Genomic DNA, 24433 nt, shown 5'->3' with positions numbered 1-24433 from the left:
GCCGGGGGGAGGCGGTGAGGGCAGCCGGCGGGTGCGCCGGCTCGGTGCGGGGATGCCCGTACGATGAGTTCGTGACCGCGAGCACCCGTTCAAGCAGCCGCCCGGCCGGGCGGCTGTTCGTGCTGCTGGTGCTGGCGGTGCCGGCCGGTGTTCTGGGCATGCACGGGCTGGCCCCGGGCGGGGTGCCGGCGGCGCAGACCGCAGCCGGCCACCAGATGGTGATGGCCGCAGCGGACGGCGTGCCGCACGCGGACGGAGGATGCGCGCACACGGACGGCGGATTGGACCATCTCGATCACGCCGATGGCGCGTGTGTGGCCGCCGGCGCGGGCTCGGCATACACGCCGCCGGCGTTGACCGGAACGGTGCTTCATGCGCCCGCCACCCCTTCCCTCACCACGGCGGTCACCGGCTCGCCCCATGACGGACGGGCCCCGCCCGACCTATGTGAGCTGCAGCTTCTGCGGATATAGAGCGGCCCGCTCGGCGCCCCCTTTTGTGTCCGGTGATGACTGACCGGCGCGGGTGCCGCGCTTCCCCTCCAGATAGCACCACAGAAGGTCCCGGCCCTCTTGGAACAGATGCGCCCGCCGCTCGCGGGGACCAGACCGCCGCGGGCCCTTGCCCTGGACAACGAACCGGCCCCATTGACCCAGCTCCCAGTGAATGTCGCCGATGGTCACGGCGCGCAACTCCGCAGCTCGCACCGCCGAGATGTACGTCAGCTTAGCCATCACATAGTTCCGGCGTACCGCTGCTCGGATGTGACCGGCAGCGGCGAGGTGGTCGGCCGGCTGGTGGCGCAGGGCGGTGGCGTCGTCGAGGTCCGTGGTGGGCAGCGTGGTCACAGCGGGCCGTTCGGTCGAGCGGCTCATACCTGGTCCGACACGATGGGCGAGGCGGGATGGGGGATGGTTGCGCTCGGGGCGTACTGGGCAGCTTGCGCGTCGAACATGGCGGCGTACCGACCACGGGCGGCGATGAGTTCGTCATGGGTGCCGTGCTCGGCGAGGTGCCCGTTGTTGAGGACGTAGATGTGATCGGCGTGGCGGACGCCGGACATGCGGTGGGTGACCAGGACGACGGCCCGGTTCGGTGCGGCGAGGCGGCGGATGCGGTCGAAGGCTTCGATCTCGGCTTCGGGGTCGAGGGCGGAGGTCGGTTCATCGACGATGAGGACGCCGTCTGCCTGTGATGTCGAGCTACGCCAGTGCGTGCGGGCCAGGCCCACTTTCTGCCATTCGCCGCCGGACAGTTCGATTGCGCCACGGAACACGCGGGCCAGAAGGCTGCGCAATCCGTCGGGGAGTTTGGCGATGACGGGGCCCGCGACGGCGTAGTCGACCGAAGGCTTCAGGTCGTCGTCCGTGGCGGGGTGGTCGGGGCGGCCGAGGCGGATGTTCATCGCGGCGGTCACGGGCCAGCGCTGGAAGTCCTGGGTGAGCAGGGAGACCCGCTCGAAGACCTGGGCCCGGTCCAGGCCGGTGAGATCCGCCTCGCCCCAGCGCAGCGTGCCGGAGGCAGGCAGCAGCATGCCCGAGAGGATCTTCATCAGAGTGCTCTTGCCGGAACCGTTCTCACCCACCACCGCGGTTACCGACCCCATCGGCAGGGTCAGGGACACCCCGTCCAGGGCGGCTGTGTCCCGGTCGGGGTACCGGTAGGTCACCCGGTCCAGAACGATCTCCTTGACCCGTTCCGGCACGGGAGCCCCGCCGGCGGGCAGCGTCCGCCGGCCGGCTTCGGTGAGGAAGCGGCCGTGGTCGCGAACGTAGAGGCTTTCCTCGTGGAGCTGATTGATGTTCATGACCAGCGCGCCCAGGCTCGCTGAGCCGGTCCGTACGGCGATGACAGCGGTCCCGGCGACGGCGAGGCTCATGTGCCCAGTCATGATCAGCCAGAACATGGCCCCGTAGGTCGCGGCCATCGCCAGGCCGGACAGTGCGGAGGCCACCCATTCGGTCAGGGCCTTGCTGGAAGCAAGGCGCTCCTGTTCGGCCTCGGCGCTTTCGGCCATGCGCTCGTAGCGGCTGAGGAGGAAGGCGCCGACGGCGTGGAGGCGGACTTCCTGCGCGGCCGTGCGCTCGGTGAGCAGGTTGCCGATCAAGCGGCTGGCCCGTACGTGCTCGATCCAGCTCATCACCGACACGTACCGCTCCTGCGCCACGCGCATGGCGCCCCAGCCGCGCGGCGCGGCGATAAGGAGCAGCAGGGGCAACAGCACCGGGTGGAGCACGGCCAGGACGCCCGCGGTGGTGATCAAGGAGATGAGCCCGTTCAGCGCGGCGACGCAGGAGCTGATCATGCGGCGGGCGGAGCCGGGACCGTGCTGGGCGATGTCCACGAGCCGCCGGAAGTCGGGATCGTCGATGGCCTCCAGTTCAACTTTGGCTGCGGCCGCCAGGTACTGGGTGGTGGCGATCCGCTCCACCTTGGGCTCCAGCCGCCCGGCGCGGGAAGTGGACCAGGCGGACAGGGCGGAGTTGACGACGCCGATGAGCGCGGCGGCCAGGAGGCCGGGCAGCAGGGCGTGCAGCCGGTCGGCGGCACTGCCGTTGCCGGCGAGGAGGGCGTGCATGACGGCGTTGACGGCGAGCAGGCCGCCGGCAGCGGCGATGCCCTGGCCGATCTCGCTGATTCCGACGGAGAGCAGGGCCCGCCGGTCGGCCTGCCAGGCCATGCGCAGCGTGACGCCGACGAGTGTGGGCATGGAGCGCAGCGCCGACATCATGGTCAGGTCCAAGGTTGCGTGCTCGTGCTGGGACCATCCCATGTCGTAGCGCAGGGGTCCGCCGAACAGTTCGTGTTCGGCGTCGGAGACCTGCGGGTCGGCCATGGTGACCGGTCCGAAGAACCTCTTCACTGGGCGCCTCCCGCAGGCCAGTTGGCGGCCCGGTAGGACGGGCCGTGGGTGAGCACGTGGAAGATCGTGGCGGTGGAAGGGTGGCAGTTGAGCGACGGTCTTTCCGCCGGCACCCAGAAGAGCCCTTCGTGCTTGTCCGGCTCGGTGTTGTACGGCTCACCCGTGTTCGACTGAGCCAGGAATACGGCGGTGATCCGGTCCGCCCCACCATCGGGGTCGTGGTGGTGAACGAGACCGCAGAACTCCTGCTGCTCCGCGCTGATGAGGACCCCGGTCTCCTCCTTCGCCTCGCGCCGCGCGGCGTGATCGAGTGGTTCGCGGGCCTCCAGATGGCCGCCCGCGACCGTGAGCTGTCCCGGTGCGAGGGCGGCGTCCGCCGTGCGGCGCACGCACAGGGCGGCGCCGTCGGACCGGAGCAGGACCTGGGCGACATCGGCGATCAGCAGGTGAGGCTCCTTGCTCACAGACGGCCCTCCTGCACCATGCGTTCGACGGTGCCTCGGCCCCGCGCGGCCACGAGGGCATCGCCGTGCCGGAGACCGTGGACGAGCGCGCTCAGGGCATCGACTGCGGAGAACGCTCTCAGCGCCCGGACCGCCGCGACGGGCAGAGGGCGCTCATACCCCTTGTTTTGACGTGCCGGCCTCAGCGGGGTGATGGCGTGGATCATGGCAAGTACCTCGTATGCGGTCGTGACCCACGGGTGGGCAGGGTGTTGCGATCGGTGGCGGAGTGCAGAGAGGTACCTGAGGGAGCGGTGGTGTTTTCGAACGCGGGATGAACGAGCGCAGGAAGGCGTACGGGATTCGTGAGGGCTCCTCGGGGTGCGATGCGGACTGGTGATCGGGTAACGACGGTTCTCGTATCCCCGTAACGGGTGGAGACGGGCGAAATCTAGAACCGGAATTCGAATACCGGGCCCTTTCCTTCTGTGGCCGGGTGAAGTGGGTTGTGATGCTGTGTTCGATCACTCATGTGGGTTGCGGTACCCCCTTCGGGGGATTGCCTGGTGCTGCCTTGTCGTCTTGGAGAAGTCGCCTCAGCTCGGCCTCGCCGAGCACGACGGGCTTGGACAGAGACCATCGCCGTGCTGCTCACCGTGGTCGCCGTCGTCGCACGGGCGGTGGTGGCGACGGCGTGCGGAGCGTCCCGGTCGGCCGGCCGGCGACTTTCACCGGCCGGCCGCCGCCGTCGGCGCACGGCCTGGCCGGACGCGGCCTGCAGGAGTCGCAGCGAACTCCGCGGTGGGTCTCCAGTGCCTGCTGCTCCTGGTCCGGGCCGAAGTCCTTGTAGGGGCCGATGCCGAGGGCGACGGCGTTGGCGCCTCGAGTGTGTCGGCGGTCTGCAGCAGGAATTGACTGCGCTCGCGGTGCTTGTAGTAGCCGGTGAAGGCGGCTGACAGCGTGACGGTGAGCCCGATGGCGACGATAGAGACGTTCTGCCAGGTCAGCTAGCTACCGGTATCCAGGGCGACAACGGTCGTCGTGGCCGCGGAGAAGATCACGATGAGGTTCTGCAGCGTGTTGTGGACGAGCCGGTACTTGCGGCTGTCTGCCCGGTGCTGCTCGATGACCCCAGCAACATCCTCGCGGCAGAGGCTGCGCCGCTCCTTCAACGTCGGGGGTGTTCACGAGTACCGCTGACCAGGCGGGACAGAAGCAGTTGAAGATCGCTTCCCGGTCGACCGAAGAACGTTTTCCCGCTGCTTCCCGGCGGTGACGGGCTTCCCCTTGCCATGCAGGCTCACCCGACCAGCACGCCTCGTACCCGGTTCGTGTTCCGTGCTACCCGGGTCTCGCCTCGGCTTCCTCCAGACCCCACCTCACGATGACGCCCTTGCCTCCGGGCTCCGGGTTGGCACCACCTCGTCCCTCAGGGGACTTTCACGCCTCAAGCAATCGCCCCTGCTGGGCGCTCACCACGAAGGCCCGGTCCCGCGGACCGGGCCTTCGTGGTGAGCGGTTGTGCCGGGGTCAGCCGGTGATCGCTGCCTTCAGGGTCGACGTCGTGCCGTTGGGCCGTTTGAAGGTACCGGTGGCGTAGTACTCGTTCGAGCCGGCGGGGTTGGGTGTGGCCCGGGTCACCGTCGCGGAGTAGGCGCGCGTCCGCTTGGTGCACGACGGGTCGCAGAGGTTGAGGGTCTTGGACGTGCTGACGCCGTCGATGATGGATCCGATCTTGATCGACCGCGGGATTATGTAACCGCCGCTGGCCGGCGTGTAGGTGAGGCGGCTGCGCTCCTGGCGGATGTCGCGGTAGCCGCGTACCTGGTACCGCACGCACACCGTGCCGGCCGCGTACGTGGCGCACTTCTCGGCCGCCGTCTGCCACCTGCCCCAGGAGGCGTGGAGGTCCCAGACCAGGCCGTCGCTGAACTCGCCCTGTACCTTGTACGGCCCGGAGCCGAGGGTCCGGACCGGGGACCAGGCGGAGGTCCACGCGGCGGTCTTCATGGTGCAGCCGCCCGTGCAGACCTGGGCGAGGGCGCCGCTGTACCAGTGATAGGTGGTCGGCTTCATCCCGTAGCCGTTGACGGGGGAGAGGATCACCCTTCCCCGCCAGCCGGTGACCGAGCCGGTGTCGGTGACGCGCTTCTGCACCTCGGCGCAGATCTGCCCCTTCGGAGTGACGCCGTCGGAGGTGGTGTACGACTTGCAGACCTTGTCCATCGCCTGCCAGGTGGTGGCGGCCGAGGCGCTGGAGGCGCCTGCGACGGTCCCGGCGCCTACGAGAGCGGCGGTAACGGCGAAGGCCGCCAGGTTCTTCCTGACCCTTCGTGTTGTTGCGGTGATGCGCACAGGTTCCCCGATTCATCTCTGTGGTTACTGAGGCGCCTCTGTGACGACAGCCGACTCTTGTGCCGATTGGCAAAAGTTTCACTGCCACCTCAAGAGTGACGGCCTCGACCATGGACCTTAGGGTCATCGTGGGCTTCGGAACTTTGTCATCCGTGCAGGAAACTTGGTCAGTAGTGCGCCGCCTCAAGTTGACGCCGCATCAGGTGAGGGTCCTGTGTGTGCTCCGTCGAAGCCGTTGCACAGGGAGATCGAATCCGGCCAAAATGACGTCTGAACCGTCCGTGTCGAGGGGGACTTGTGGGGGAACGGGCCGAGGTATTGTCAGGCTGGCTCTGTGACCGAAACGGACGAGGGTCTCCCTCATGAGCCCGGTCCTGGACACCGCGTTCATACCGCCGCGGGACCGGGAGGAAGTGGTCCGGAACGCGGTGTGGGAATCCATGGTGGCAGTCGATATCGACCACCGTCCTGCGGCTGAGGACATCTCCGTTCGCATCGGGCTCGGCACCGTGGGGCCCGTCAGGATCTGTTCGGCGCGGGCGACCGCGGTCACTCTCCGTCGGACGGAGCGGCTCGCCCGAAAGGACGAGGAGCTGGCCGTCACTCTCGGTGTTCAGATGACGGGCGGCAGCGTGGTGGTGCAGAACGGTCGCGAGTGCCTGCTGAGGCCGGGGGAATTTGCCGTCTACGAATCGATTGCTCCTTACACGCATCTCTTCGACGAGGGAGTCGATTTCCGCTTCATCCGTTTCCCCCGCGCGGCACTCGCCCTCCCCGACCGGTTACTCCGGGACATCACCGCTGTCCCCCTGGGAGCCGACAACCCCGTTGCGCGCCTCGCCTTCACCTACTTTGCCCAACTGGCCGTCAGCGACGACTTGCATCAGGGTGTGCACGCCGACGCCGCCGTGCAACCCAGCGTCGAACTCCTCCGTGCCGTCCTGACGTCCCAGCACGGCAACCTCAGCCTGGCCAAGGACCCCTTGGAGGCGACACTCAGCCTGCGGATCACTCAATACATCCGGGAGCACCTGGCTGATCCCGATCTGTCTGCGGCACGGATCGCCGCAGCACACAGCATCTCCGTGCGTCATCTCTACGCTGTGCTGTCCCGGTCGGGAATCAGCCTCGGAGACTGGATCCGTACACACCGCCTGGCCGAATGCAGGCGAGAGCTGGCCGGCCCGAACGGCCGACTGCGGACCATCGCGGCGATAGGACGACGGTGGGGCTTCGTGGACGCCACCCACTTCAGCAAGGTGTTCAAACAGACGTACGGAATCTCGCCTCGGGCCTGGCGCGACCAAAACCACCCCCGCTCCTTGGCGTGATGATCGCGCGGCCGCGTTTCGCGTGACCGACCGTGGATGCTCGGTCCGGGGCTGCGATCAGGCGACCAATGCCAGTTCTTCGTCAGTTCTCCGGTTTCGGTGAGCTCCGCGGTCGTGGCACCGTACGGGCGCGGTCGAGCGCAACCCGAGCCGACTGACGCGCTCACGCTCGCGCCGTAGGCCGAACCCCCGGCCCTCGCGGCGGAGTGCTGGGCCGTCGCCGGAACGGCACTCGCCGACGGCGGTCTGACCCTGGACATGTCCCGCATGCGCGAGGTGACCGTGGACCCGGCCGCCCGCCTCGCGCACGCCGGTCCGGGGTGCCTGCTGCGGGACGTCGACCGGGCGACCCAGCAGTACGGGCTCGCGACGGTGCTCGGGTTCGTGTCCGAGACGGGAGTCGCTGGTCTGACCCTCGGCGGCGGATTCGGTTACCTGACGCGCCGGTTCGGCTGGTCTGCCGACAACCTGGAGGAGGTGGAGATCGTCACGGCGGACGGAAGGATACGGACCGCCGGCCGGGCGGAGAACCCGGATCTGTTCTGGGCGATCCGAGGCGGCGGCGGCAATTTCGGCGTCGTCACCCGCTTCACCTTCCGGCTGCACGATGTCGGCCCCGTCATCACCGGCGGCCTGGCCGCCAGGAGCGCCGACCGGGCGGACGAAGTCCTCGCGACGTACCGGGAACTCACCGCGGCCGCTCCCCGCGAGCTGACGGCGGTGGCGCTCGTCCGGCTCGCGCCGCCCGCACCGTTCGTCCCCGATGAGTGGCACCTCAAGCCCGTCGCCGCACTGCTCGTGTGCCACAGCGGTGCGAACGCCGAGGCCGACCTCGCCCCGCTGCGTGCACTCGGAGAGCCGATCTTCAACCTGATCGGGGCGAAGCCGTACGTGGCCCAGCAATCAATGATCGACGCGATGGAGCCCAAAGGGCTGAACCAGTACTGGAAGGCTGAGTTTCTCCCCGGCCTGCCGGCCGAGTACCTCGCCACCTTCCGGGACGCCGCACTGGAGGTCGCGTCCCCCCTGTCTTTCTCCGTCATCTTCCACCTCGCCGGTGCGTTGAACGAGTCCGACGGTGACGGCGGAGCGGTCGGAAACCGGGAAGCCCGGTTCATCAGCGGCTTCTCCGGAGTGTGGCCTGCGCAGGCCGACGGCGACGGGATCGTGGCCGCGGTACGCGAGGGATGGGAGAGGATCCGTCCGTTCTCGACCGGCGGGAACTACGTCAACTTCCAGCTGGCCGAGGACGACGCCACCAGAACCGCCGATGCGTACCGGGGCAGCTACCAGCGCCTCCGTCAGATCAAGGCGCACTACGACCCGGACAATGTCTTCCGCGTCAACCGCAACATCCGGCCGGGCGGATGAGGGTGTCGTCCTTAGGGGGTCCGAACCTCCGTTCGGGCCCCAGGGCTCCGTGGTTCGTGTACGCGGAGCCGTTCTGCCTCATCCGACTTTCGCCCGCGAGGGCGGTTTGGGGCGGTTTTTCTGGCTGGCTCGTCACCCGGCAGATCGGGGTGAGCCTGGAGGGCTTGGGGAACTGGGTCAACCAGGACAAGGCCGACCGGGGGTTAAGGGCCGGCGGGCGGCACGCTGAGCAGCGACGAGAAGGAAGAGCTGCGTCGTCTGGGGCGGGGGAACCGGGAACAGCAGCAGACGATCGAGGTCCTGAAAAGGCCGCGGTCTTCTTCGCGAGGGAGTCGACGAAGTAGCCGTGCGCTACGCGTTCAGCGATGCGGAGAGGCCACCGAGACGAACCCCGGTGGCCACAGTGTCGCTCTGCTGTGCCGGATTCTGGGCGTGTCCCGCTAGGGTTATTACGCCTACCTGGCCACGCGGGAAGCCGCCCGGGAACGGGCGCGCTGTCAGGACGAGCTGGTCACCGAGATCCGGCGCCTGCACACCACCTCCCGCCAGGCATATGGGTCTCCCCGGATCACGGCGGCCCTGCGCCGACAAGGGCAGCGGGTCAACCACAAACGCGTCGAGCGGCTTATGCGCGAGCACGGCATCAGCGGGGTCACCCGCAGACGGCGCCGGGGCCTGACCAGAGCGGACCGCACGGTACTCGCGTCACTGGACCTGGTGGGCCGCGACTTCACGGCAGCGGCCACGTTCGCCGCTCGGGCCTGTGCCCGTGTAGGGCGGGGTGCGGTGATGGCTTTCTTGCTGTGCTGCAGTGGTCAGAGTCCGGGCTTTTTTCCGTAAGAGTCACTGCCGTGTACCCCCAGTGTGTGCCACTGACGTCGGTGCGGCGGTTGGGTGTAGCAACTAGTTGCCAGGGTGTGCGGGGCTCTTGGTGGGGGGTTGCCAGTGTCTTGTCATGGTGATTTTCGATGCGTTGTTCCTAGGGTGGGTGTTGTCGGGAGGATGTGTGGCTGGTGTTGTCCGGCCGGGTGCCGGGCGTGTGTCGGGTCGGGATGCGAGGGGGGATTTCGGTGGTGTCGGTTTCTTTGGCCCCGGTGGACGGGGGCGTGGAAAGTGTCGGCCGGGGGGCTTTTCCGGGGCGTGTGTCCAGGTCGCGTCATCTGGTGCATCGTCCGGTCTCACCGGAGGAGTTCTTTCTCGGGGCGACGGTGTCGGGTGATGATTACCGGTTCGTCCTGTCGGAGGAGTTGCCGGGGAGGAACTTACTGTTTGAGGAGCCGGGGGAGCGGGTGGGGGATCTCGGTTTCCTGACGGAGGCGATGGAGTCTGTTTCGGCTCTGGTGGCCAGGCGTTTTGCGGGGCGGGGGCGTGTTTCCGTGGTTTCGGGCAGGGTGGATATCACGGACATTGATGTGTGGCTTGCCGCCGGGCAGGAACAGAGTGTGGCCGCTGTCGATCTGCGGGTTCGTCCGGTCGGTGCCGCGGGGGCGCCGACGGGGTTCGAGTGCGTGGGTGAGGTGCGGGTCCGGGGCGGGCGGTGCGCGGTGGTCGGTGCCCGTCTGGGGATCGGGCGGCAGCGGCGGGGGTTCGATGAGCAGGCAGGCCGGCCGCGGTTGCTCGCCGAGGATCTTGGGCGGTTGCGTCCGGCCAGGGTGGGCCGTGGGGACGTGCGTAATGTGACGGTCCACGGGCCGCAGGTGGTGCGGGGGGAGAAATTGTTGATGGATGTCATCGCGCATCCCGACAATCCCGTGTTCGATCCGTGCCGTTCGGAGCGGGCGGATACCGCGTTGCTTCTGGAGGCGTCGCGGCAGGCGGCGATCCTCGCGGCGGCCGAGTTGCGTCAGTTCGACACGGCGCACTGTCTGCCGACGCGCTGGTCGTCGCTGATGAACACGCCTCTGGACGATTCTCTGCCGGTGCGGTGTTCCGTGGAGCCGGGGAAGATACGACGGGATCCGATGGGCCGGCCGATGGTTCCGGTGAATATCGAGCATGCCCAGGGTGAGCGACGGGTCAGCACGGTCACCATGTCGGTACTGCAGGACTGCTGAGGAATGCGTATGCGATTTCGTCTTCTGGGCCCGTTGCAGGCCGAACCTGAGACTCCTACCGCGGCGAAGCTGCGTACCGTCCTGGCCACGTTGCTGGTAGGGGCGAACACGGTGGTGTCCACCGACAGTCTCATCGATGAGCTGTGGAACGGTGCGCCACCGCGTACCGCGACGACGACACTGCATGTGTACATTTCGCAGTTGCGTAAGGTGCTGTCTCCGGGGCCGGACGCCGGTGACGGGCGTGCCGTTCTTGAGACCCGGCCTCCCGGCTATGTTCTGCACACCGGCGCCGGTGATGTGGATCTGCAGCGTTTCGACCGGTTGCGTGCGCGGGGTGAGGAGGCTTACAGCCGCCAGGAGTTCGCGGAGGCGGGCAAGGCGCTGCACGAGGCGCTGGGGCTGTGGCACGGTCCTGCTCTTGCTGGGGTTGTGCAGGGGCAGCGTCTGGAGGCGGCTGCTTCGCGGATCGACTTGTTACGGATGGATGTCCTGGAGCAGCGGATCGCCGCCGATCTGTGGCTGGGGCTGCATCGCCGGCTGACGGGTGAGCTGACCGGTCTGGTGCGTGAGTATCCGCTGCGGGAGACTCTTCATGCCCATCTCATGGTTGCCCTGTACCGGTCCAACCGGCAGTCCGAGGCTCTGACGGCCTACGAACGGATTCGCCGTTCGCTGGCCGAGGAGCTGGGCATCGATCCCGGATCCGCTCTGCGGGAGCTGCATCAAAGGATGCTGCGCGCGGAGCGGATCACCCATTTCGACGAGTGTCTGGCCGGCGGGCCCGCTGTCGAGGTGGCATCGGTGCCGTCGCCCGTGGTCCGGCTGCCCCGGCCCGCCGTGCGGCTGGCGGGCCGGGAGGAGCAGCTCGACGCCGCCGAGAAGCAGTTGCTCGGCAGTGACGGCACGCCGCCTGTCGCGGTGCTTGGGATCACAGGGGCCGCAGGTGTCGGCAAGAGCGCCTGTGCCGTGGAGCTGGCCTACCGCAGCGCCGGTCACTTTCCCGACGGGCGGGTGTTCGTCAGCCTGCGGTCGGCGCAGGGGATGCCGCTGAGTGCTCATGCGGTGCTGTCACGGCTGCTCCGGCTTCTGCGGCCGGGCCCCGACAGTCCCGCGCCCGATCCGCGGGCGGGCGTGGAGGAGCTGTCCGATCTGCTGCACGTGGCCGTGGCCGGGCGCCGGCTGCTGCTTGTTCTGGACGAGGCGTCCGGTGCCGATCAGATCGAGCCCGTGGCGCTGGCGGCCACGGCGAGCACACTTGTGGTCACCAGCCGCAGACCGCTGGCCGGTCTTGCCGCGAGCCGCACTCTCCCGCTGCCCGCGCTCACCCCCGGTGCGGCGGCCGAGCTGCTGCGCGCCCACACCGGCACACCGGTCGCGGACGATACCGCAGCCGACATCGCCCGACTGTGCGGCCACTCACCGCTGGCGCTGCGCAGCGCGGCCACTGCCCTGGCCGACCGCCCGCACTGGTCCCCCGAGGTGCTGCTGACCCGGCTCACCGACGAACGCTCCCGTCTGGATGTCCTGGCACTGGGCGACCAGGACGTCCGCAGCCGTCTCCTCGCCGGCCACCAGGAACTCCACGACACCGAACAGCACGCGTTCACCATGCTCGCCCTTGCCCCACGCCCCGACTTCGCTCCCTGGAGCGGGGCCGCGCTGCTCGGTGTGCCTGCCGACGATGCCGAGCGCGCGATGGAGGCACTCGTCAGGGCCGGGCTGCTCACCACCCGCCACGACAGCGGCGAGCCGGTGCGCTACGTGAGCGATGAACTGTCGCGTGCGCTGGCCGGTGAACTGCTCGCACAGCGGCCGCAGGAGGAGACCCGGGCCGCCACGCTGCGCCTGTGCACGGGCTACCGCACCCTTGCCCGTCACGCGGATGCGCTGCTGTCTCCGGGCGCCCGCGCCGTCCAGCCGGACGGCGAGGACACCGTGCCGGCCGGTGGTGGCGCCGTGCCGGTGTCCGTCGCCGTCGGACACACCGCCGGAGCCTGGCCGTTGCGCTGGTTCAGCGCGGAGCGGACGGCTGTCGCCGATGCCGTCCGCCGGGCGCACGACGCGGGTCTGTGGGAGCTGGCCTGGACACTGGCCGATCCTTTCCTGCGCTACCTGGAGGCCGTCGGTGACTGGGAGGCGTGGGAGAGCCTCTCTCAGCTGGCCCTGACCGCCGCCCGCCGTGCACAGGACCCGGCGGCCGAGGCATCCATCCTGTGTTCCCAGGGTGCCCTGGCCTGGCAGCGCCGCCAGTTCACCGAAGCCAGCACCCTCTACGCCTGGGCCAGGACCCTGGCACGCCAGACGCCCGACGGGCGGACCGGGGCGCGGGCCCTGACCGGCCTGGCCGATGTGGAACTGAGCCGTGGTGAATTCGTCAAGGCCAGCCGTATGTATGCCAAGGCCTCGCTGCTGTGCCATGCCGAAGGAGATCTGCGCGGTCTGGCCGACGCGCGGCGCGGACAGGCCTTCGCCGCACTGCGCGGCGGCGAACTGGACCTGGCGCTGAGCAGCCTCGAGGAGTGCGCGCGGGCGGCCGGCACTCTGGGCGACCGGCGGTGGAATGCCTACGCCCGCCGGGTCGCGGACAGTCTGCGCATGGGCATGGCCCACGGCGACCCGCTGGAACTGCGGCCGGGTGTCTGGGAGATCAGCGAACCCCTGGCACAGGGGGCGCTGTGACCCCCGGCGGTACGACAGCCGCAGCACGTGTCGTGCCCCGGCGCTCGGACGCACCGCATCCGTCACCGCCCCGCACCGGCACCGACGGCCGTACCGGTGCTTGTACCGGCACCGACGGCCGTACCGGTGCTTGTACCGGCACCGACGGCCGTACCGGCACCGACGGCCGCACCGGCACTGGTGCCACGGGTCTCGGGCCGGTGCTGGTGCCGGTGGCGCTGGGAGGTGTTCTCGACCGGGCCGACACCCTGGTCGAATCGCTGCGGCCGGTCTTCCGGCACGACGTCGCTGCCGGCATTGCCCTGGCGGCCGCCCCTCTCACCGCCGCCCTGCACGTGTGGTGTGCCGGCTCCCCGCAGCAGCAGCGTCACGTCGCGGACCTGCTGCTGCAGGGCGGCACCCTCGCCCTGTCCCGCGGCCCCCACACCGTCGGCCAGGTCTTCGCCCCCGACGGACTGCACACGCAGCAGACCCGTGACGGCTACCTCCTCGACGGCACCCGCACTCCCCTCACCGCCAGCCCTGAGGCGGCCGCGCTGCTGCTGTACACGACCGTCGCGCCACCCCGCGGTGTCACGGCGCCGGGCGGCGCGACGGTACTCCTCGCCGGCCTCGGCGCGGTGCCGCACGGCCGGGCCGGCCTGCGGCTGCCCGGCGGTGTCCGCTTCACCCGCTGCCTGCTGCCGCCGGCCGCCGCGGTGGCAGAGCCCGGCCGGGGTACGGCGCTGTTCCTGCGCACGCTCCAGGTCACCGGCACCGTGGTGCCGGCCCTGCTGCTCGGCACGGCGGACACCTGCCTGAGGCTGGCCCTGCGGCGGCTGACCGGGGCGCCGGGTCCCGCCGTGGGCAGAATGGGGTCGCGGGGCGTGGCCCGGGCCGTTGCCGGAGCCTTCCTGGACCTGACTGCCGCCGAAGCCCTGGCCACGACGGCCGCGCGTGCCCTCGGTGTCCTGCCGGGCGAGACGGCCGTGCTGTCGGCGACGGTGAGCTGTGTCGTACCCATGCTGATCGAGGACGCCCTGCAGGACCTCGGCCCGCTGCTGGGAGCGCGAGCCCTGTGGAGGGACGGCGACGAGCCGCACTTCGCACACCAGGCCCACCACGTGCGTGCCCTCGCCCCCGAATGGCCCGGCGCGTTCACGGGCCGCGCCATCGCACTGCCCCACCTGCCCTTCCTCGCCCGGCATGCATGGTTCAACAACTCCTCGGCCCCTGCCCGCCTGTTCGCCACCGGTGGTGACCTGCCGGGCTTCGCATGGCAGCAGCTCGTCCCCTTCAGCAGGACCGACAGTCTCAGCGCCGTCCTGCCCGCGGCCGGCGGACGGGCCCGGGCAGCCGGCCATGACGAACTGACCCGGCTCATCACCGCGTTCACCGCCGAACTCGGCCGCGTGCGCCGCCACTTCGCCCGGCTGCCGCTGACAGACCCGTCCCTGACCTCCGACCCCCGCAACCTGGCCATGACCGACCGCTACATGCTCCTGCTGACCGCCGCGGCATGCCTGGGCCGCCACCAGGAGGCGAGCCGCACCGGACAGGGGCACTTCGCCGACGCCGTATGGATCACCGCGACACTGCGCCGCCTCGGCCGCCGCCTGGGACTCCGGGCGGCGAGCGCCTCCCCGGCCGCGGAGAACCGCCACATCCACGACGAAGCCCTGCGCCACTGCGCCGCGGACGAGGACTTCGGCGCGCACCGCGCCGCGCCGGTGGCCTGAGGAATGCCGCTCACCCACCCCCTGCCGCCGCCACGCCATGTCTTTGGACCACACGGCCCCTGGGACCCGCTCCGCGCCGATCTCGCCCGCACGGGAACGGCCCTGGCCTACTCCCGCTGCACCGAATGGCCGCTGGGCGACGACACCGCCGTGCACGCACTGCTGGGGGACGAGGCCGTGCGCTGGGAACGGACGCGGGCGCTGCCCTCAGGCCGCCGCCTCGCCGCGTCACGCGCCCTGCTCAAGCACGCCGTGAGCGCGGTGACCGGCATGCCGGCCGCCGGCATCGAACTGGCCGCACGGCCCGGCGGCGCACCGTACCTGAGAGGATGCGACCGCATCGCGGTCAGCCTGAGCCACACCGAGGACGTCGTCCTCGTCTGCCTGACGACGGTGGGACAGGCCGGCGTCGATGTGGAACGCACCGACCGGCTCCTGCTGCGGGCCGGGATGGAGCGCGAGATCTGCACACCGGCCGAGCTCGCACGGCTGCGGCTCGCACCCGCGAGCGAGCGCAACGCCATGCTCCTGCGTCTGTGGACGTTGAAGGAAGCCTTCACCAAAGCACTGGGCCAGGGACTGCGGTTCTCCTTGGGCGACTTCGGCTTCTGTCTCCAGGAGCCCCACCCGCGCCTGCAGTTCCCCGACGGCCGGACCGCCGACGCCGGAGCGTGGACGTTCGCCGTGTTCGAGCCGGTTGCCGGCTGCATGATCAGTGCCGCCCTCCTGACGGACGGTCGGCCCCGCCTGCCGGCCGGCCCCGTGCCCCTGGTGGATGACGAGGCGGCACGTGGGGCGCGGCTCTTGTGCACCACTCGCCCGGGGACGGGTGAGTGATCCGGGACCGCCGGGCGGGCAGCCGGCCAGGAGTGGGACGGGCCGCCCGATTTCGTCCTCCGCCGATTCGGCGGTGAGCACACGGCCCGCCTGCTCCCCAAGAGCCCGCGGCCGGGTGACGCATCATGGGACCGAAGCCGCAATCCGAAGCCGAAGCCGAAGCCGCAATCCGAAGCCGAAGCCGAAGCCGAAGCCGCAATCCGAGGGCGTGCCTGCCGGAGCGGAGCGCCGGGAGCACGCCGTCCGTCCACGCGTGCGCTCCTGGGGCGTCATCGACGCCGTACTCCGGTTTCCTGCCGCGGTGCCCGCCGCCGTCCCGGGAGCCGGCGGGCCGGCGAGCTCAGGAACGGGCCATGAGCCGGCTGACGACCAGCGCCACCGCGGCACTGCCGAACAGCGCGTAGGGCACGAGCGCGGAACCGCGGTCCCCGTAGGAGATCTGCCGGGACAGGATCCAGCCGCACAGCGCCGCGAACCCCGAGCCGGCGAGCACGCCGGCCATCGGCTTCCAGAAGCCCACGACCACGCCGATCACACCGATCGTGTCGAACAGGCCGATCAGGGTCACGGTCCGCGGAGCCGCAGGGACATGCGCCAGCTCGGAGTACCGGGCGACCGCGACGTCCAGGGCGGGCGTCCAGGTCAGCGCGGCGAGTCCGAACTCCAGGATGAGCAGGGAGGAAGATACGGCGGCGACGACATTCATGACGGGAAGGTCCTTACCACGGTGAGGGACGGGTTCAAGACTGCCGGGGGACACAAGCGGGCGGCGCACGCCCGGCGAGATCATCCCCGGGACGTGCGCCACACCGTGGGTCAACGGGACGTGATGGCCGAAACCTTGCTGTCCAGCGGCGCACCGTCGGACGCGGCGGCGAGTACCGCCTCCGGCTCCGGGGATACGCCCGGCTTCATGCCGCGGAACCCGAACACTCCGACGACGAGGCTGATGCCCACCCACACGAACAGCACGGCGAACCCGCTGTGCAGCGCGTTGTTGAGCGCCTCGGTCGGGGATTCGCCCTGGGCGATGTAATGGGCCGTACGGGACTGGATCACGGTCGCCGCGACCGCGAGGCCGAACGCGCTGCCGATCTCGGTCGCTGAGTTGAGCAGCGCGGACGTGGTGCCCGCGTCCTCCTCCGTGGCCTGCGAGGTGCCCACCACCGGAGTGGGGATGAGGCAGCACAGCAGACCGATGCCGAGCAGCGCGGTCACCGGCATCATCAAGGACCAGTAGCCGGCGTCGGTCGGGCTGTTGAGCATCAGCACGATCAGTGCGCCCAGAAGCAGCGTCCCCGTCACGTACAACGCCATCGGGCCGACCTTCGGGATCAGCTTGGAGACGACGGGTGCGAAGAAGATCATCGCGAGCGTGGTCGGAATGTACGCCAGCCCGGTCTCCATCGGCGTGTAGCCGAGAACCGACTGCATGTAGAGCGGCAGCATGAAGAAGCAGGGCAGCATGATGCCGGCGGTGATCAGCTGGCCCAGGCCGCCGGCCACCACGCCGCGCTGCCGGAACAGCCGCAGCGGCACCAGCGGCGCCGCGTTGCGGCTCTCGATGCGCAGGAACAGGGCGAGCAGGACGACGGCTCCGGCGAAGGAGCCGACAGTGATCACGTCGTCCCAGCCCCGGGTGGTCGTGCTGACCGTTCCGTAGACGAGCAGGAGCAGACCGGCCGTGGACGTCACAGCGCCCATGACGTCGGACTTGGGGCGCGGACCGCTCGGCGCACCGCCGGGGATCAGCGCGAGAGCGGCCACGATGAGCAGCACGCCGATGGGCACGTTGATGTAGAAGGCCCAGCGCCATCCGATGTCGATGATCGCGCCGCCCAGCAGCGTGCCGAAGGCGGCACCGATACCGATGATGGAACCCCAGATACCGAACGCCTTGGTGCGTTCCTTGGCGTCGGGGAAGCTGGTGACGACGGTGGACAGCGCCGCGGGCGAGACGCCCGCCGCGGCGATCCCCTGCAGGGCGCGGGCCCACAGCAGCTGGGTCTCGCTGTCGGCGATGCCCGCGAGCAGCGAGCCGACGGTGAACAGGGCGATACCGGCGAGCAGCACCTTGCGCCGCCCGATGACATCGGTGAGCCGGCCGCCCAGGAGCATCAGACCGCCGAACAGCAGCACATAGATGCTCATGACCCACTGCAGACCCGTGGTCGACATCCCGAACGTCGACTGCAGCGTCGGAGTCATCACATTGACGACGGTGGCGTCGAGGCCGACCATGAACTGGGCCAGTGAGACCACGACCAGCACCCACCACCGACGGCTGTCTGCGGGAGGGCCGGCCGACGAGCCGGACACGCCCTCCTCGGGCGAGACCTTGGCGTTGATACTCACGATTGCTCCTCGAATTCTTCTACGCAGAAATGACGGACCGGCGTGCTCGGTGCAGCCTGCACGACGGCCCTAGTACTGCGCTTAAGACCGATCCGCCCCCTCGTGCGCGCGCCGGCCGGCGCCCGACCCCCACCGGCCATTCCTTTAGGCCCCTGCAAGCAGGCCGGCCTATTTTTCGCGCCGAACAGTCGACTCCGAGCATGGGGAGAGCACAGATGACCATCCCGAACGAGACGGACGTCCTTGTCGTCGGCGGTGGACCGGCCGGTGCCCTGCTCGGCTGTCTGCTGGCCCGCCGCGGCATCGATGTCGTGGTCGCGGAGAAGCAGACCCATCTCGACCGCGAGTTCCGCGGGGAGACACTGGCCGCCCCGTCCGTCGTCACACTGCGCAGACTGGGCTTCGGCCCCGCCCTGAGCGCACACGGCTATCTGGAGACGACCGCGGTGTCCATGCGCATGGAGGGGCGGCGCGTCTTCTCCCTGGACTACGGACGCTTCGACGTTCCCGCCCTGCCCACCGACATCCCGCAGCCCGCACTGATCAAGATCTTCAACGATGCCGCTGCCGCCCTGCCCACCCACACCTACGCCTCGGGCGCCGCGTGCGTCGGCCTGCTGCGCGACGGCGACGCGATCCGCGGCGCCGTCCTGCGCACGAAGGACAACGAACGCGTCGAGGTCCGCGCGCGCCTGGTGGTCGGCGCCGACGGACGGTTCTCCAAGGTACGCAAGGAAGCGGGCATCGACGCCCGCATTCACCCGGCGGACCGAGACTTCCTGTCGTTCAAGCTGCCCCGCCCCGCCGACTGGGGCAACGAGGCCAGCCTCGTCGTCGAACGGAACAAGCACCTCGTGGTGCTGCCGACCTACCCCGACTTCCTGCGGGTCGGCCACAACCTCCCCAAGCGGGGAATGGGAGAACTGCGCAAGGAAGGATTCGACGCCTTCCGCGCCGGGATCGCCGCGATCGAGCCGCGCCTGAAGCCGCTGATCGACGGGCATCTGAACTCCTGGAACGACACAGGATTTCTGGAGATATTCACCGCGGAAGTCGACGAATGGACCCGCGACGGCCTGGTGCTCATCGGGGACGCCTCCCACACCTGTACCCCGATCCTGGGCCAGGGCGTGAATCTGGCGATCCAGGACACGGTCTGCATCACCCCGTTCATCGCCCGGGCCCTCAAGCACGGCGGTACGAAGTCTCCCGTGAAAGCCACGGAACTCGCCCCGTTCGTCGACGTACGGCGCAGGCACAAGGCACTGGTCACACGGTTCCAGCGGCGCCAGGAGACAGCCCTCGCACAGAACACCCACCTCGGTACGGCCCTGCGCCGGGCGAAGTTCCAGGCCCTGGACCGGCTGCCGATGAAGTACCGGCTGTTCGGCAAGGTGCTCAGCACACCGCACCCGGTCGACCCGGTGGACCTCGGCGCGGCACGGCAGGAGCCGGCCGCGGTGTGACGAGCACCCGAACCGTCCGCCACCACGGCACTCCTGCCACGTTCTCGACAAGCCCGGAAGAAAGCGAACAGTCGAACGTCCGGCAGCCGGCCAGGGGGAGCAGGGAGCGCTAGGGGGCAGTAGGGGTGGCCCTCTGGGGTGGGAAACAAGGCGTGAAGATGCCATGGTGAATCTGTTTGATCCAGAAGCGCCTTGGCAGGGGGAGAACAATGCGGTACGAGGTTCTGGGGCCCATACGCGTACTAGGTTCGAAAGAGCCTTCCTTCATCAACGCACGGAAGATCGAAGTGTTGTTCGCCGCTCTTCTGGCACGCTGCGACCAGGTCATCACGACCGATCAGTTAATCCGCGAGATCTGGGGGGATGCACCACCGCGCCGGGCCACCGCCGCGCTCCACGTCTATGTCTCGCAATTGCGCAAATTCCTCAAGGCGAGCGGCTCGGGCGAGACCCGCACCCAAAGCCCCATCGTGACCCGCCCGCTCGGATACATGCTGTGCATCGGAAGCGATGAAATGGACGTGAACGACTTCCGGTCGCTCATGGACGAAGGACGCGATCTCCACCACCAGGGCGAGTACGGCGAGGCCGTCTTCGTCCTGGAACAGGCCCTGCGGATCTGGCGCGGCGCGGCCCTGGCCGACCTGAGGGAAGGCATCATCACGTACGCCTACGCCAACTGGCTCGAAGAGACCCGCCTCGAATGCACCGAGACCCTCATCGAGGCCTGTCTGCGACTGGGCAGACACCGCGAGGTCGTCGGCCGGCTCTACGCACTGACAGCCGAATACCCGCTCCGGGAGAACTTCTACCGGTACCTGATGCAGGCCCTGTACCGGGCCGACCGGCAGGCGGACGCCCTCGCCGTCTTCCAGACGGCCCGCGCACGGCTGAGAGAGGAACTCGGTCTCGAACCGTGCCGCACTCTCCGGCAGCTGAACCACGCCATTCTCGCCGGCGACACCCGCATCGACAGCGCCGCCGCGTAGTCACAGGACCCCGGCAACCCGCCGGCCCCGGGGACCTGCCGGCCCCGGCAACCCGCCGGCCCCGGCAACCCGCCGGCCTGAGGGCCTGGCGGCTCCTCAGGCCGGCGTGAGGCCGGCGGACGCGAGCGGGGCGGGCCCCGGCATCCCGGGGGTCCGGGTGCTCAGCCAGCTCGGCAGGCCCACCCGGCCACTGATGCCCAGCTTGCGGTAGATACGTGTCAGATGCTGCTCCACCGTGCTCACGGTGACATGCAGCTTGGCGGAGATCTCACGGTTCGTATACCCATGGGCGGCCAGCCGCGCGACCCGCCACTCGGCGACGCTCAGGTCACCGAGGCCGAAAGAGCGGTGTCCGCCCGCGGCGCCGGGCGGCACGTCCTCCCGCTGGTGACCGCCGTCGACCCGCCCCATGCGTTCGAGTAAGGTGCGCGCCCCGCACTGCTCCGCCGTGCTCGTGGCCTGATGTCCCACGATCCGAGCCTTGCTGAGATCACCGGCCTCGTGGAACGCCTCGCTCAACTCGACGAGAACATAGGCCAGTTCGAGCATGTCCCCGGACGGCTGCAGTGCGGCGAGCGATTCCTGCAGCAGCAGTGGCCGCTGGGGCCCCGGACGCAGCCGGGACAGGACGCGCAGCGCGACCCCCCGGGCCCGCAGCGCCGCCGGGCCGAGCCGGGCGACCTCCTTGTCCAGCAGCTGCGCCGCCTGCGTCTCCTGCCCCGTACGCAAGAGTGCCTCGGCGGCGTGCGTGCGCCACGGCACGAGCGCCGGGATGTCGATGCCCGACGCCGTCATGTAGTCGCCGCAGGCCATGAAGTCGCCGAGCGCGAACAACGGCCGGCCGGTCGCGGCGTAATGCCGGCCGCGGGAGTGGAGATAGTGCATCCCGAATCGGGACTGCAGCATGCTGTCGGGCACCGGGCTGCCGAGCAGCCGCTGCACGGCCTCGTGCTCACGCATCTCCGACCGGGCCCGCAGCAGGCACGACAGGGGCAGTGCCACCGCCGCCCCCCAGCTCTGCGCCGGCAGGATGCTCAGGGCCCGCTCGGCGTGGCCGGCGGCGACACCGAGCGCCCCGTGCCGCACGGCGATCTCCGCCCGGATCGCGCAGAGCATCGCGGCCCAGGTGTCCGACTTCAGCATGGCCGTGTTCTCGGCCAGCCGCTCGCACCAGTAAGCAGCCTGCTCGGTCCGGTCGGTGTAGATGAGGGCGAAGAGCGCAGGTTCGAGAACGTCCGGGGCGAAGTCCGCCTGCCCGGCGCTGCGCAGCACTTCCTCGGCCCCCGACACGGCCGCCGCGTCCGCCGTCGCGCAGAGCACCTCCGCCAGCGCGTTCGTCGCCAGCGCCCTGCGCCGCGCCGCCACGTACGCGAACTGTGTCCTGTGCTGCGTCGGCAGCGGCCGCACCGCCGGCGGCACCAGGTGCGGGGCACTGCACATCACCTGCTGGTGGGCCAGCCGCACCTGCGGGGACAGTTCGGCCGGCGTGCCCGCCTCCTGCGCCCGCAGCGCCGCCAGGGTCTGGGGGATCTCGTCGAACCGGCCGTGCCACAGCAGAGGGCCCAGGACGTCGTGGGCGTGCTCACTGCTCAGGGTGCCCCGGGCGAGGGCCGTGCGGAGCGCGCCGAGATGACGGGTGGCCAGGCCGGGGTCACGGCACCACTCGGCGTGTGCGAGCAGGGCGGTCATCAGGGCCCGGTCGCGTGGGTCGGCGGCGGAACGGGCGGCCAGCGCGAGGATGTCGATGGCCAGGTCGAATCGGGCGGAGCCGATCGCGCGTGCCGAGGCCTCCCGCAGTACGCCGAGCTCCCAGGGCGCGTCCGCCCGGGAGGCGGCCACCAAGTGCTTGGCGATGACGAGGGCGGGGGCGCCGAGGTCGCGCAGACACGTCGCGATGTGCCGGTGCATCAGGGGCAGCCGGCCGGGCTCCAGATCATTGATGATCACTGTACGGGTGATCTCGTGGCGGAAGCGTCCGTGCTCGAGCAGGCCGAGGCCGGTGAGCTCGTGGAGGGCCTGTCCGACCGCGGCCGCGTCGAGGCCGATCAGGTCCTCCAGGACCCTTGCGTGCTCGGTGCTCTCGAGGACCGCGATGCCGCGGGCCACGGCCAGCAGGCCGGGGTGCCCGCGGTGCAGACAGGCCAGCACGCTCCGGGCGAACGTGCTGCCGACCATCTCGTGCGGCGGCCTGCCGGCCAGCCCTTCGGGCAGGCAGCCGATGTCGTCGGCCAGGGCCTGGACCAGGAGCGGGTTGCCCTGGGTGAGGGCGTACCACTCCTCGGCCTGCCGGTCGGTGACGGCGGGTCCGAGCCGGCCCAGGAGGAAGGAGCGCACGGCCTGCCGGGACAGCGGCCGCAGCCTGACGAGGGTGGTGTGCGGCTGGCGGGGCAGCTCGACGTCGAGGACGGGGTTCATCCGCGAGAACCCCTCGCAGCGCGTGAGCAGCACCATCACGCGGGCCGAGCCCAGACGCCGGACGAAGTAGAGCAGACACTGCAGGGAGGCTTCGTCGGCGAAGTGCGCGTCGTCGACGCCGAGTACGACGGGCCGCTGCTTCGACAGCGCCAGCACAGCGCTCCACAGCTCGCGCATCGTGGCGGCCGCGTGCGGCAGATCCCGGTCCTGCGGGCCGTGGGGAAGACGGTCGAGCACACCGGGGATCCGTGCCCCGGCCGGTGAGTCGGGCAGCACCGCACCGTCGAGGAGCTGGCGCACGACACCGAGCGGAAGATTCTGTTCGTCGAGAGAGCTGACGGCGCTGAGCCATAAGGCACCGTGATCTGCCGCGTACTCGCCGAATGCGGTCAGGAGCTGGGTCTTTCCACTCGTCACCGGGCCCGAGAGGATCGTCGCGCTGCCGCGCTCGCGGCCGCTGGCCTCCAGTGCGTGAGCGAAGGCCGATATCTCCCCGTCGCGGTCGAGCAGTCTCACAGTTTCCCCCCGTGAATAACGTGTAAGAGCCGGTGCGGGTGTGCCGCGTGAGGGCGGGCCCGGCGCCACCGGCACACGGCTCCGGCGAACAGGCCGGCCGGGCCGCCCTGTTCCGCGGACGGGCGACGGCTCCGGTGACGCGGATGCCGCACCCCGGCCGCCGGTCTGCGCGCGTAGCGTGCGCCGATTGCCGAGGACGTCCCGGTGACAGGACGGTGCGACATCGGCAGTCCATGATCAACTCTCCAGCATATGATCCGTGACGCCATTAGTATGTCAGCCATAAGACCTTTATGGTCAACCTTTATTCAGGCAGGACAGTATGGCTCATGTATCGTAAATAGCCGGTATCCTGGAAGCATGAACGAAACCCCCGCCTTGCCGCCCGGGTGGCGGTCGACCGGTGATCCCGATTGCGGACTGCAGCAGCGGACGGCCTACCAGCTGATCAGGATCGGCGAACTCCTCATGGCGGGAGCGGAGGACACGCTCCGGACGGCCGGAGTGCGCCCCCGCGCGTTCAGCGTGCTGGCGGCCCTGGCGGAACGGGAGGGGTCGTCGCAGCAGGAGCTCAGCCGCCGCCTCGGCCTCGATCCGAACGTGATGGTCGGCGTCATCGACGAACTCGAGCGCAGCCACTACGCCGAGCGCCGGCGCAACCCCGCGGACCGGCGCAGCCACCGCCTGGTCGCCACGGAACGGGGACACGAGCTCCTCAAGCGCGGCGACCGACTGCTGGACGAGTTCGAGAAGACGTACTTCGGCTCCCTCTCCGATGAGGACATCGAGGTCATGCGCAGGCTGGCGCAGTGGCTCCTCGATTCGTGGCGGCCCCGCGAGGGCGGGGAGCAGGCCTGACGGCCCACCGGGCACCTTCCTGGCCCCCTCGCGGCCCGGCAGCACCCGCGCCGAAGCGTGAAGTGCCGCATCAAAGCCTTCCTTTAGCGGACGGTACGAGGCTTGGGCCCAGTGCGCGTCCCCCGGACGGCAGACGGGTCAGTCCCGCGCGCACAGCCGTGCACGAGGGAGGTCCGGTTC

At 69.9% G+C, this 24433-nt stretch carries 20 protein-coding genes and 1 pseudogene; 12 read left to right on the top strand and 9 right to left on the bottom strand.

The features are described from left to right. Positions 1-71 precede the first annotated feature (71 nt). The gene (locus tag ACZ5C2_RS13490; RefSeq protein ID WP_468789717.1) at positions 72-473 is read left to right on the top strand and encodes a DUF6153 family protein; all 402 of its coding nucleotides are present in this window, start codon (positions 72-74) and stop codon (positions 471-473) included. Here the strand turns inward: ACZ5C2_RS13490 and ACZ5C2_RS13485 are convergent. The 6 genes from ACZ5C2_RS13485 to ACZ5C2_RS13460 all read right to left on the bottom strand — a co-directional run bounded on the left by ACZ5C2_RS13485 (position 444) and on the right by ACZ5C2_RS13460 (position 5661). Further along, on the bottom strand, positions 444-875 hold the full coding sequence (locus ACZ5C2_RS13485; protein ID WP_468789715.1) for a site-specific integrase: 432 nt from the start codon (positions 873-875) through the stop codon (positions 444-446). The two genes, ACZ5C2_RS13490 and ACZ5C2_RS13485, sit on opposite strands and share 30 nt — an antisense overlap. Beyond that, entirely contained in the window at positions 872-2863 is a 1992-nt protein-coding gene (locus ACZ5C2_RS13480; RefSeq protein WP_468789713.1) for an ATP-binding cassette domain-containing protein, read from the bottom strand. Before ACZ5C2_RS13480 ends, ACZ5C2_RS13485 begins: the two co-directional genes overlap by 4 nt. Continuing rightward, positions 2860-3327 carry an NUDIX domain-containing protein gene (locus tag ACZ5C2_RS13475; protein WP_468789711.1) on the bottom strand — a complete coding sequence of 156 codons (468 nt, stop codon included), beginning with the start codon at positions 3325-3327 and terminating at the stop codon, positions 2860-2862. The genes ACZ5C2_RS13480 and ACZ5C2_RS13475 overlap by 4 nt, the downstream gene beginning before the upstream one ends. Next, positions 3324-3533 (bottom strand): hypothetical protein, encoded by a 210-nt coding sequence (locus ACZ5C2_RS13470; RefSeq protein ID WP_468789709.1) that lies wholly within the window; start codon positions 3531-3533, stop codon positions 3324-3326. The genes ACZ5C2_RS13475 and ACZ5C2_RS13470 overlap by 4 nt, the downstream gene beginning before the upstream one ends. 780 nt (positions 3534-4313) lie before the next feature. After that, positions 4314-4478 (bottom strand): hypothetical protein, encoded by a 165-nt coding sequence (locus ACZ5C2_RS13465; RefSeq protein WP_468789707.1) that lies wholly within the window; start codon positions 4476-4478, stop codon positions 4314-4316. A 358-nt stretch (positions 4479-4836) separates the two neighbouring features. Continuing rightward, positions 4837-5661: a hypothetical protein gene (locus ACZ5C2_RS13460; protein ID WP_468789705.1), complete on the bottom strand. Its 825-nt coding sequence runs from the start codon at positions 5659-5661 to the stop codon at positions 4837-4839. Positions 5662-6023: 362 nt separating this feature from the next. Between ACZ5C2_RS13460 and ACZ5C2_RS13455 the strand changes: the two genes are divergently transcribed. The 8 genes and pseudogenes from ACZ5C2_RS13455 to ACZ5C2_RS13420 all read left to right on the top strand — a co-directional run bounded on the left by ACZ5C2_RS13455 (position 6024) and on the right by ACZ5C2_RS13420 (position 15654). Continuing rightward, a complete protein-coding gene (locus tag ACZ5C2_RS13455) occupies positions 6024-6992 on the top strand; it encodes an AraC-like ligand-binding domain-containing protein (RefSeq protein WP_468789703.1) in 969 nt (322 codons plus the stop codon). Positions 6993-7226: 234 nt separating this feature from the next. Next, positions 7227-7496: pseudogene (locus ACZ5C2_RS13450) on the top strand (FAD-binding oxidoreductase); the annotation flags it as partial. A gap of 402 nt (positions 7497-7898) precedes the next feature. Beyond that, positions 7899-8363 carry a BBE domain-containing protein gene (locus tag ACZ5C2_RS13445; RefSeq protein WP_468790148.1) on the top strand — a complete coding sequence of 155 codons (465 nt, stop codon included), beginning with the start codon at positions 7899-7901 and terminating at the stop codon, positions 8361-8363. 459 nt (positions 8364-8822) lie between these two features. Continuing rightward, positions 8823-9203: an IS3 family transposase gene (locus ACZ5C2_RS13440; RefSeq protein ID WP_468790146.1), complete on the top strand. Its 381-nt coding sequence runs from the start codon at positions 8823-8825 to the stop codon at positions 9201-9203. Positions 9204-9526: 323 nt separating this feature from the next. Beyond that, positions 9527-10417, top strand: coding sequence for an AfsA-related hotdog domain-containing protein (locus ACZ5C2_RS13435; RefSeq protein WP_468789701.1), 891 nt, complete (start codon positions 9527-9529; stop codon positions 10415-10417). 9 nt (positions 10418-10426) lie between these two features. Continuing rightward, on the top strand, positions 10427-13099 hold the full coding sequence (locus ACZ5C2_RS13430; RefSeq protein WP_468789699.1) for an AfsR/SARP family transcriptional regulator: 2673 nt from the start codon (positions 10427-10429) through the stop codon (positions 13097-13099). Continuing rightward, the gene (locus ACZ5C2_RS13425) at positions 13096-14817 is read left to right on the top strand and encodes a hypothetical protein (protein WP_468789697.1); all 1722 of its coding nucleotides are present in this window, start codon (positions 13096-13098) and stop codon (positions 14815-14817) included. Before ACZ5C2_RS13430 ends, ACZ5C2_RS13425 begins: the two co-directional genes overlap by 4 nt. A gap of 3 nt (positions 14818-14820) precedes the next feature. Continuing rightward, entirely contained in the window at positions 14821-15654 is an 834-nt protein-coding gene (locus ACZ5C2_RS13420) for a 4'-phosphopantetheinyl transferase family protein (RefSeq protein ID WP_468789695.1), read from the top strand. Positions 15655-15994: 340 nt separating this feature from the next. Here ACZ5C2_RS13420 and ACZ5C2_RS13415 read toward each other — a convergent pair whose 3' ends face one another. Together ACZ5C2_RS13415 and ACZ5C2_RS13410 are read right to left on the bottom strand one after the other, a co-directional pair. Beyond that, positions 15995-16360 carry a hypothetical protein gene (locus tag ACZ5C2_RS13415; protein WP_468789693.1) on the bottom strand — a complete coding sequence of 122 codons (366 nt, stop codon included), beginning with the start codon at positions 16358-16360 and terminating at the stop codon, positions 15995-15997. Positions 16361-16470: 110 nt separating this feature from the next. Beyond that, positions 16471-18009, bottom strand: coding sequence for a DHA2 family efflux MFS transporter permease subunit (locus ACZ5C2_RS13410; RefSeq protein ID WP_468789691.1), 1539 nt, complete (start codon positions 18007-18009; stop codon positions 16471-16473). Positions 18010-18224: 215 nt separating this feature from the next. On the opposite strand from ACZ5C2_RS13410, the gene ACZ5C2_RS13405 reads away from it, so the two are divergent. Next, complete coding sequence (locus ACZ5C2_RS13405; protein WP_468789689.1) at positions 18225-19475, top strand: FAD-dependent monooxygenase; 1251 nt, start codon at positions 18225-18227, stop codon at positions 19473-19475. Between the two features lie 287 nt (positions 19476-19762). Beyond that, positions 19763-20464 (top strand): AfsR/SARP family transcriptional regulator, encoded by a 702-nt coding sequence (locus ACZ5C2_RS13400; RefSeq protein WP_468789687.1) that lies wholly within the window; start codon positions 19763-19765, stop codon positions 20462-20464. Between the two features lie 96 nt (positions 20465-20560). Here the strand turns inward: ACZ5C2_RS13400 and ACZ5C2_RS13395 are convergent, their stop codons facing one another. Beyond that, positions 20561-23395 carry a helix-turn-helix transcriptional regulator gene (locus ACZ5C2_RS13395; protein WP_468789685.1) on the bottom strand — a complete coding sequence of 945 codons (2835 nt, stop codon included), beginning with the start codon at positions 23393-23395 and terminating at the stop codon, positions 20561-20563. Between the two features lie 360 nt (positions 23396-23755). Between ACZ5C2_RS13395 and ACZ5C2_RS13390 the strand changes: the two genes are divergently transcribed. Next, entirely contained in the window at positions 23756-24253 is a 498-nt protein-coding gene (locus ACZ5C2_RS13390) for a MarR family winged helix-turn-helix transcriptional regulator (protein WP_468789683.1), read from the top strand. Positions 24254-24433 lie beyond the last annotated feature (180 nt).

Source organism: Streptomyces sp. NPDC031365, assembly GCF_055569765.1.
The sequence above is the reverse complement of the archived record's forward strand: the minus strand, read 5'-3'. Positions and strand labels throughout refer to the sequence as shown.

Excerpts from the sequence above, each read along its gene's own strand:
- ACZ5C2_RS13420 (WP_468789695.1), top strand. The coding sequence starts at position 14,821 with ATGCCGCTCACCCACCCCCTGCCGCCGCCACGCCATGTCTTTGGACCA.
- ACZ5C2_RS13405 (WP_468789689.1), top strand. The coding sequence starts at position 18,225 with ATGACCATCCCGAACGAGACGGACGTCCTTGTCGTCGGCGGTGGACCG.
- ACZ5C2_RS13430 (WP_468789699.1), top strand. The coding sequence starts at position 10,427 with ATGCGATTTCGTCTTCTGGGCCCGTTGCAGGCCGAACCTGAGACTCCT.
- ACZ5C2_RS13445 (WP_468790148.1), top strand. The coding sequence starts at position 7,899 with ATGATCGACGCGATGGAGCCCAAAGGGCTGAACCAGTACTGGAAGGCT.
- ACZ5C2_RS13415 (WP_468789693.1), bottom strand. The coding sequence starts at position 16,360 with ATGAATGTCGTCGCCGCCGTATCTTCCTCCCTGCTCATCCTGGAGTTC.
- ACZ5C2_RS13455 (WP_468789703.1), top strand. The coding sequence starts at position 6,024 with ATGAGCCCGGTCCTGGACACCGCGTTCATACCGCCGCGGGACCGGGAG.
- ACZ5C2_RS13390 (WP_468789683.1), top strand. The coding sequence starts at position 23,756 with ATGAACGAAACCCCCGCCTTGCCGCCCGGGTGGCGGTCGACCGGTGAT.
- ACZ5C2_RS13470 (WP_468789709.1), bottom strand. The coding sequence starts at position 3,533 with ATGATCCACGCCATCACCCCGCTGAGGCCGGCACGTCAAAACAAGGGG.
- ACZ5C2_RS13485 (WP_468789715.1), bottom strand. The coding sequence starts at position 875 with ATGAGCCGCTCGACCGAACGGCCCGCTGTGACCACGCTGCCCACCACG.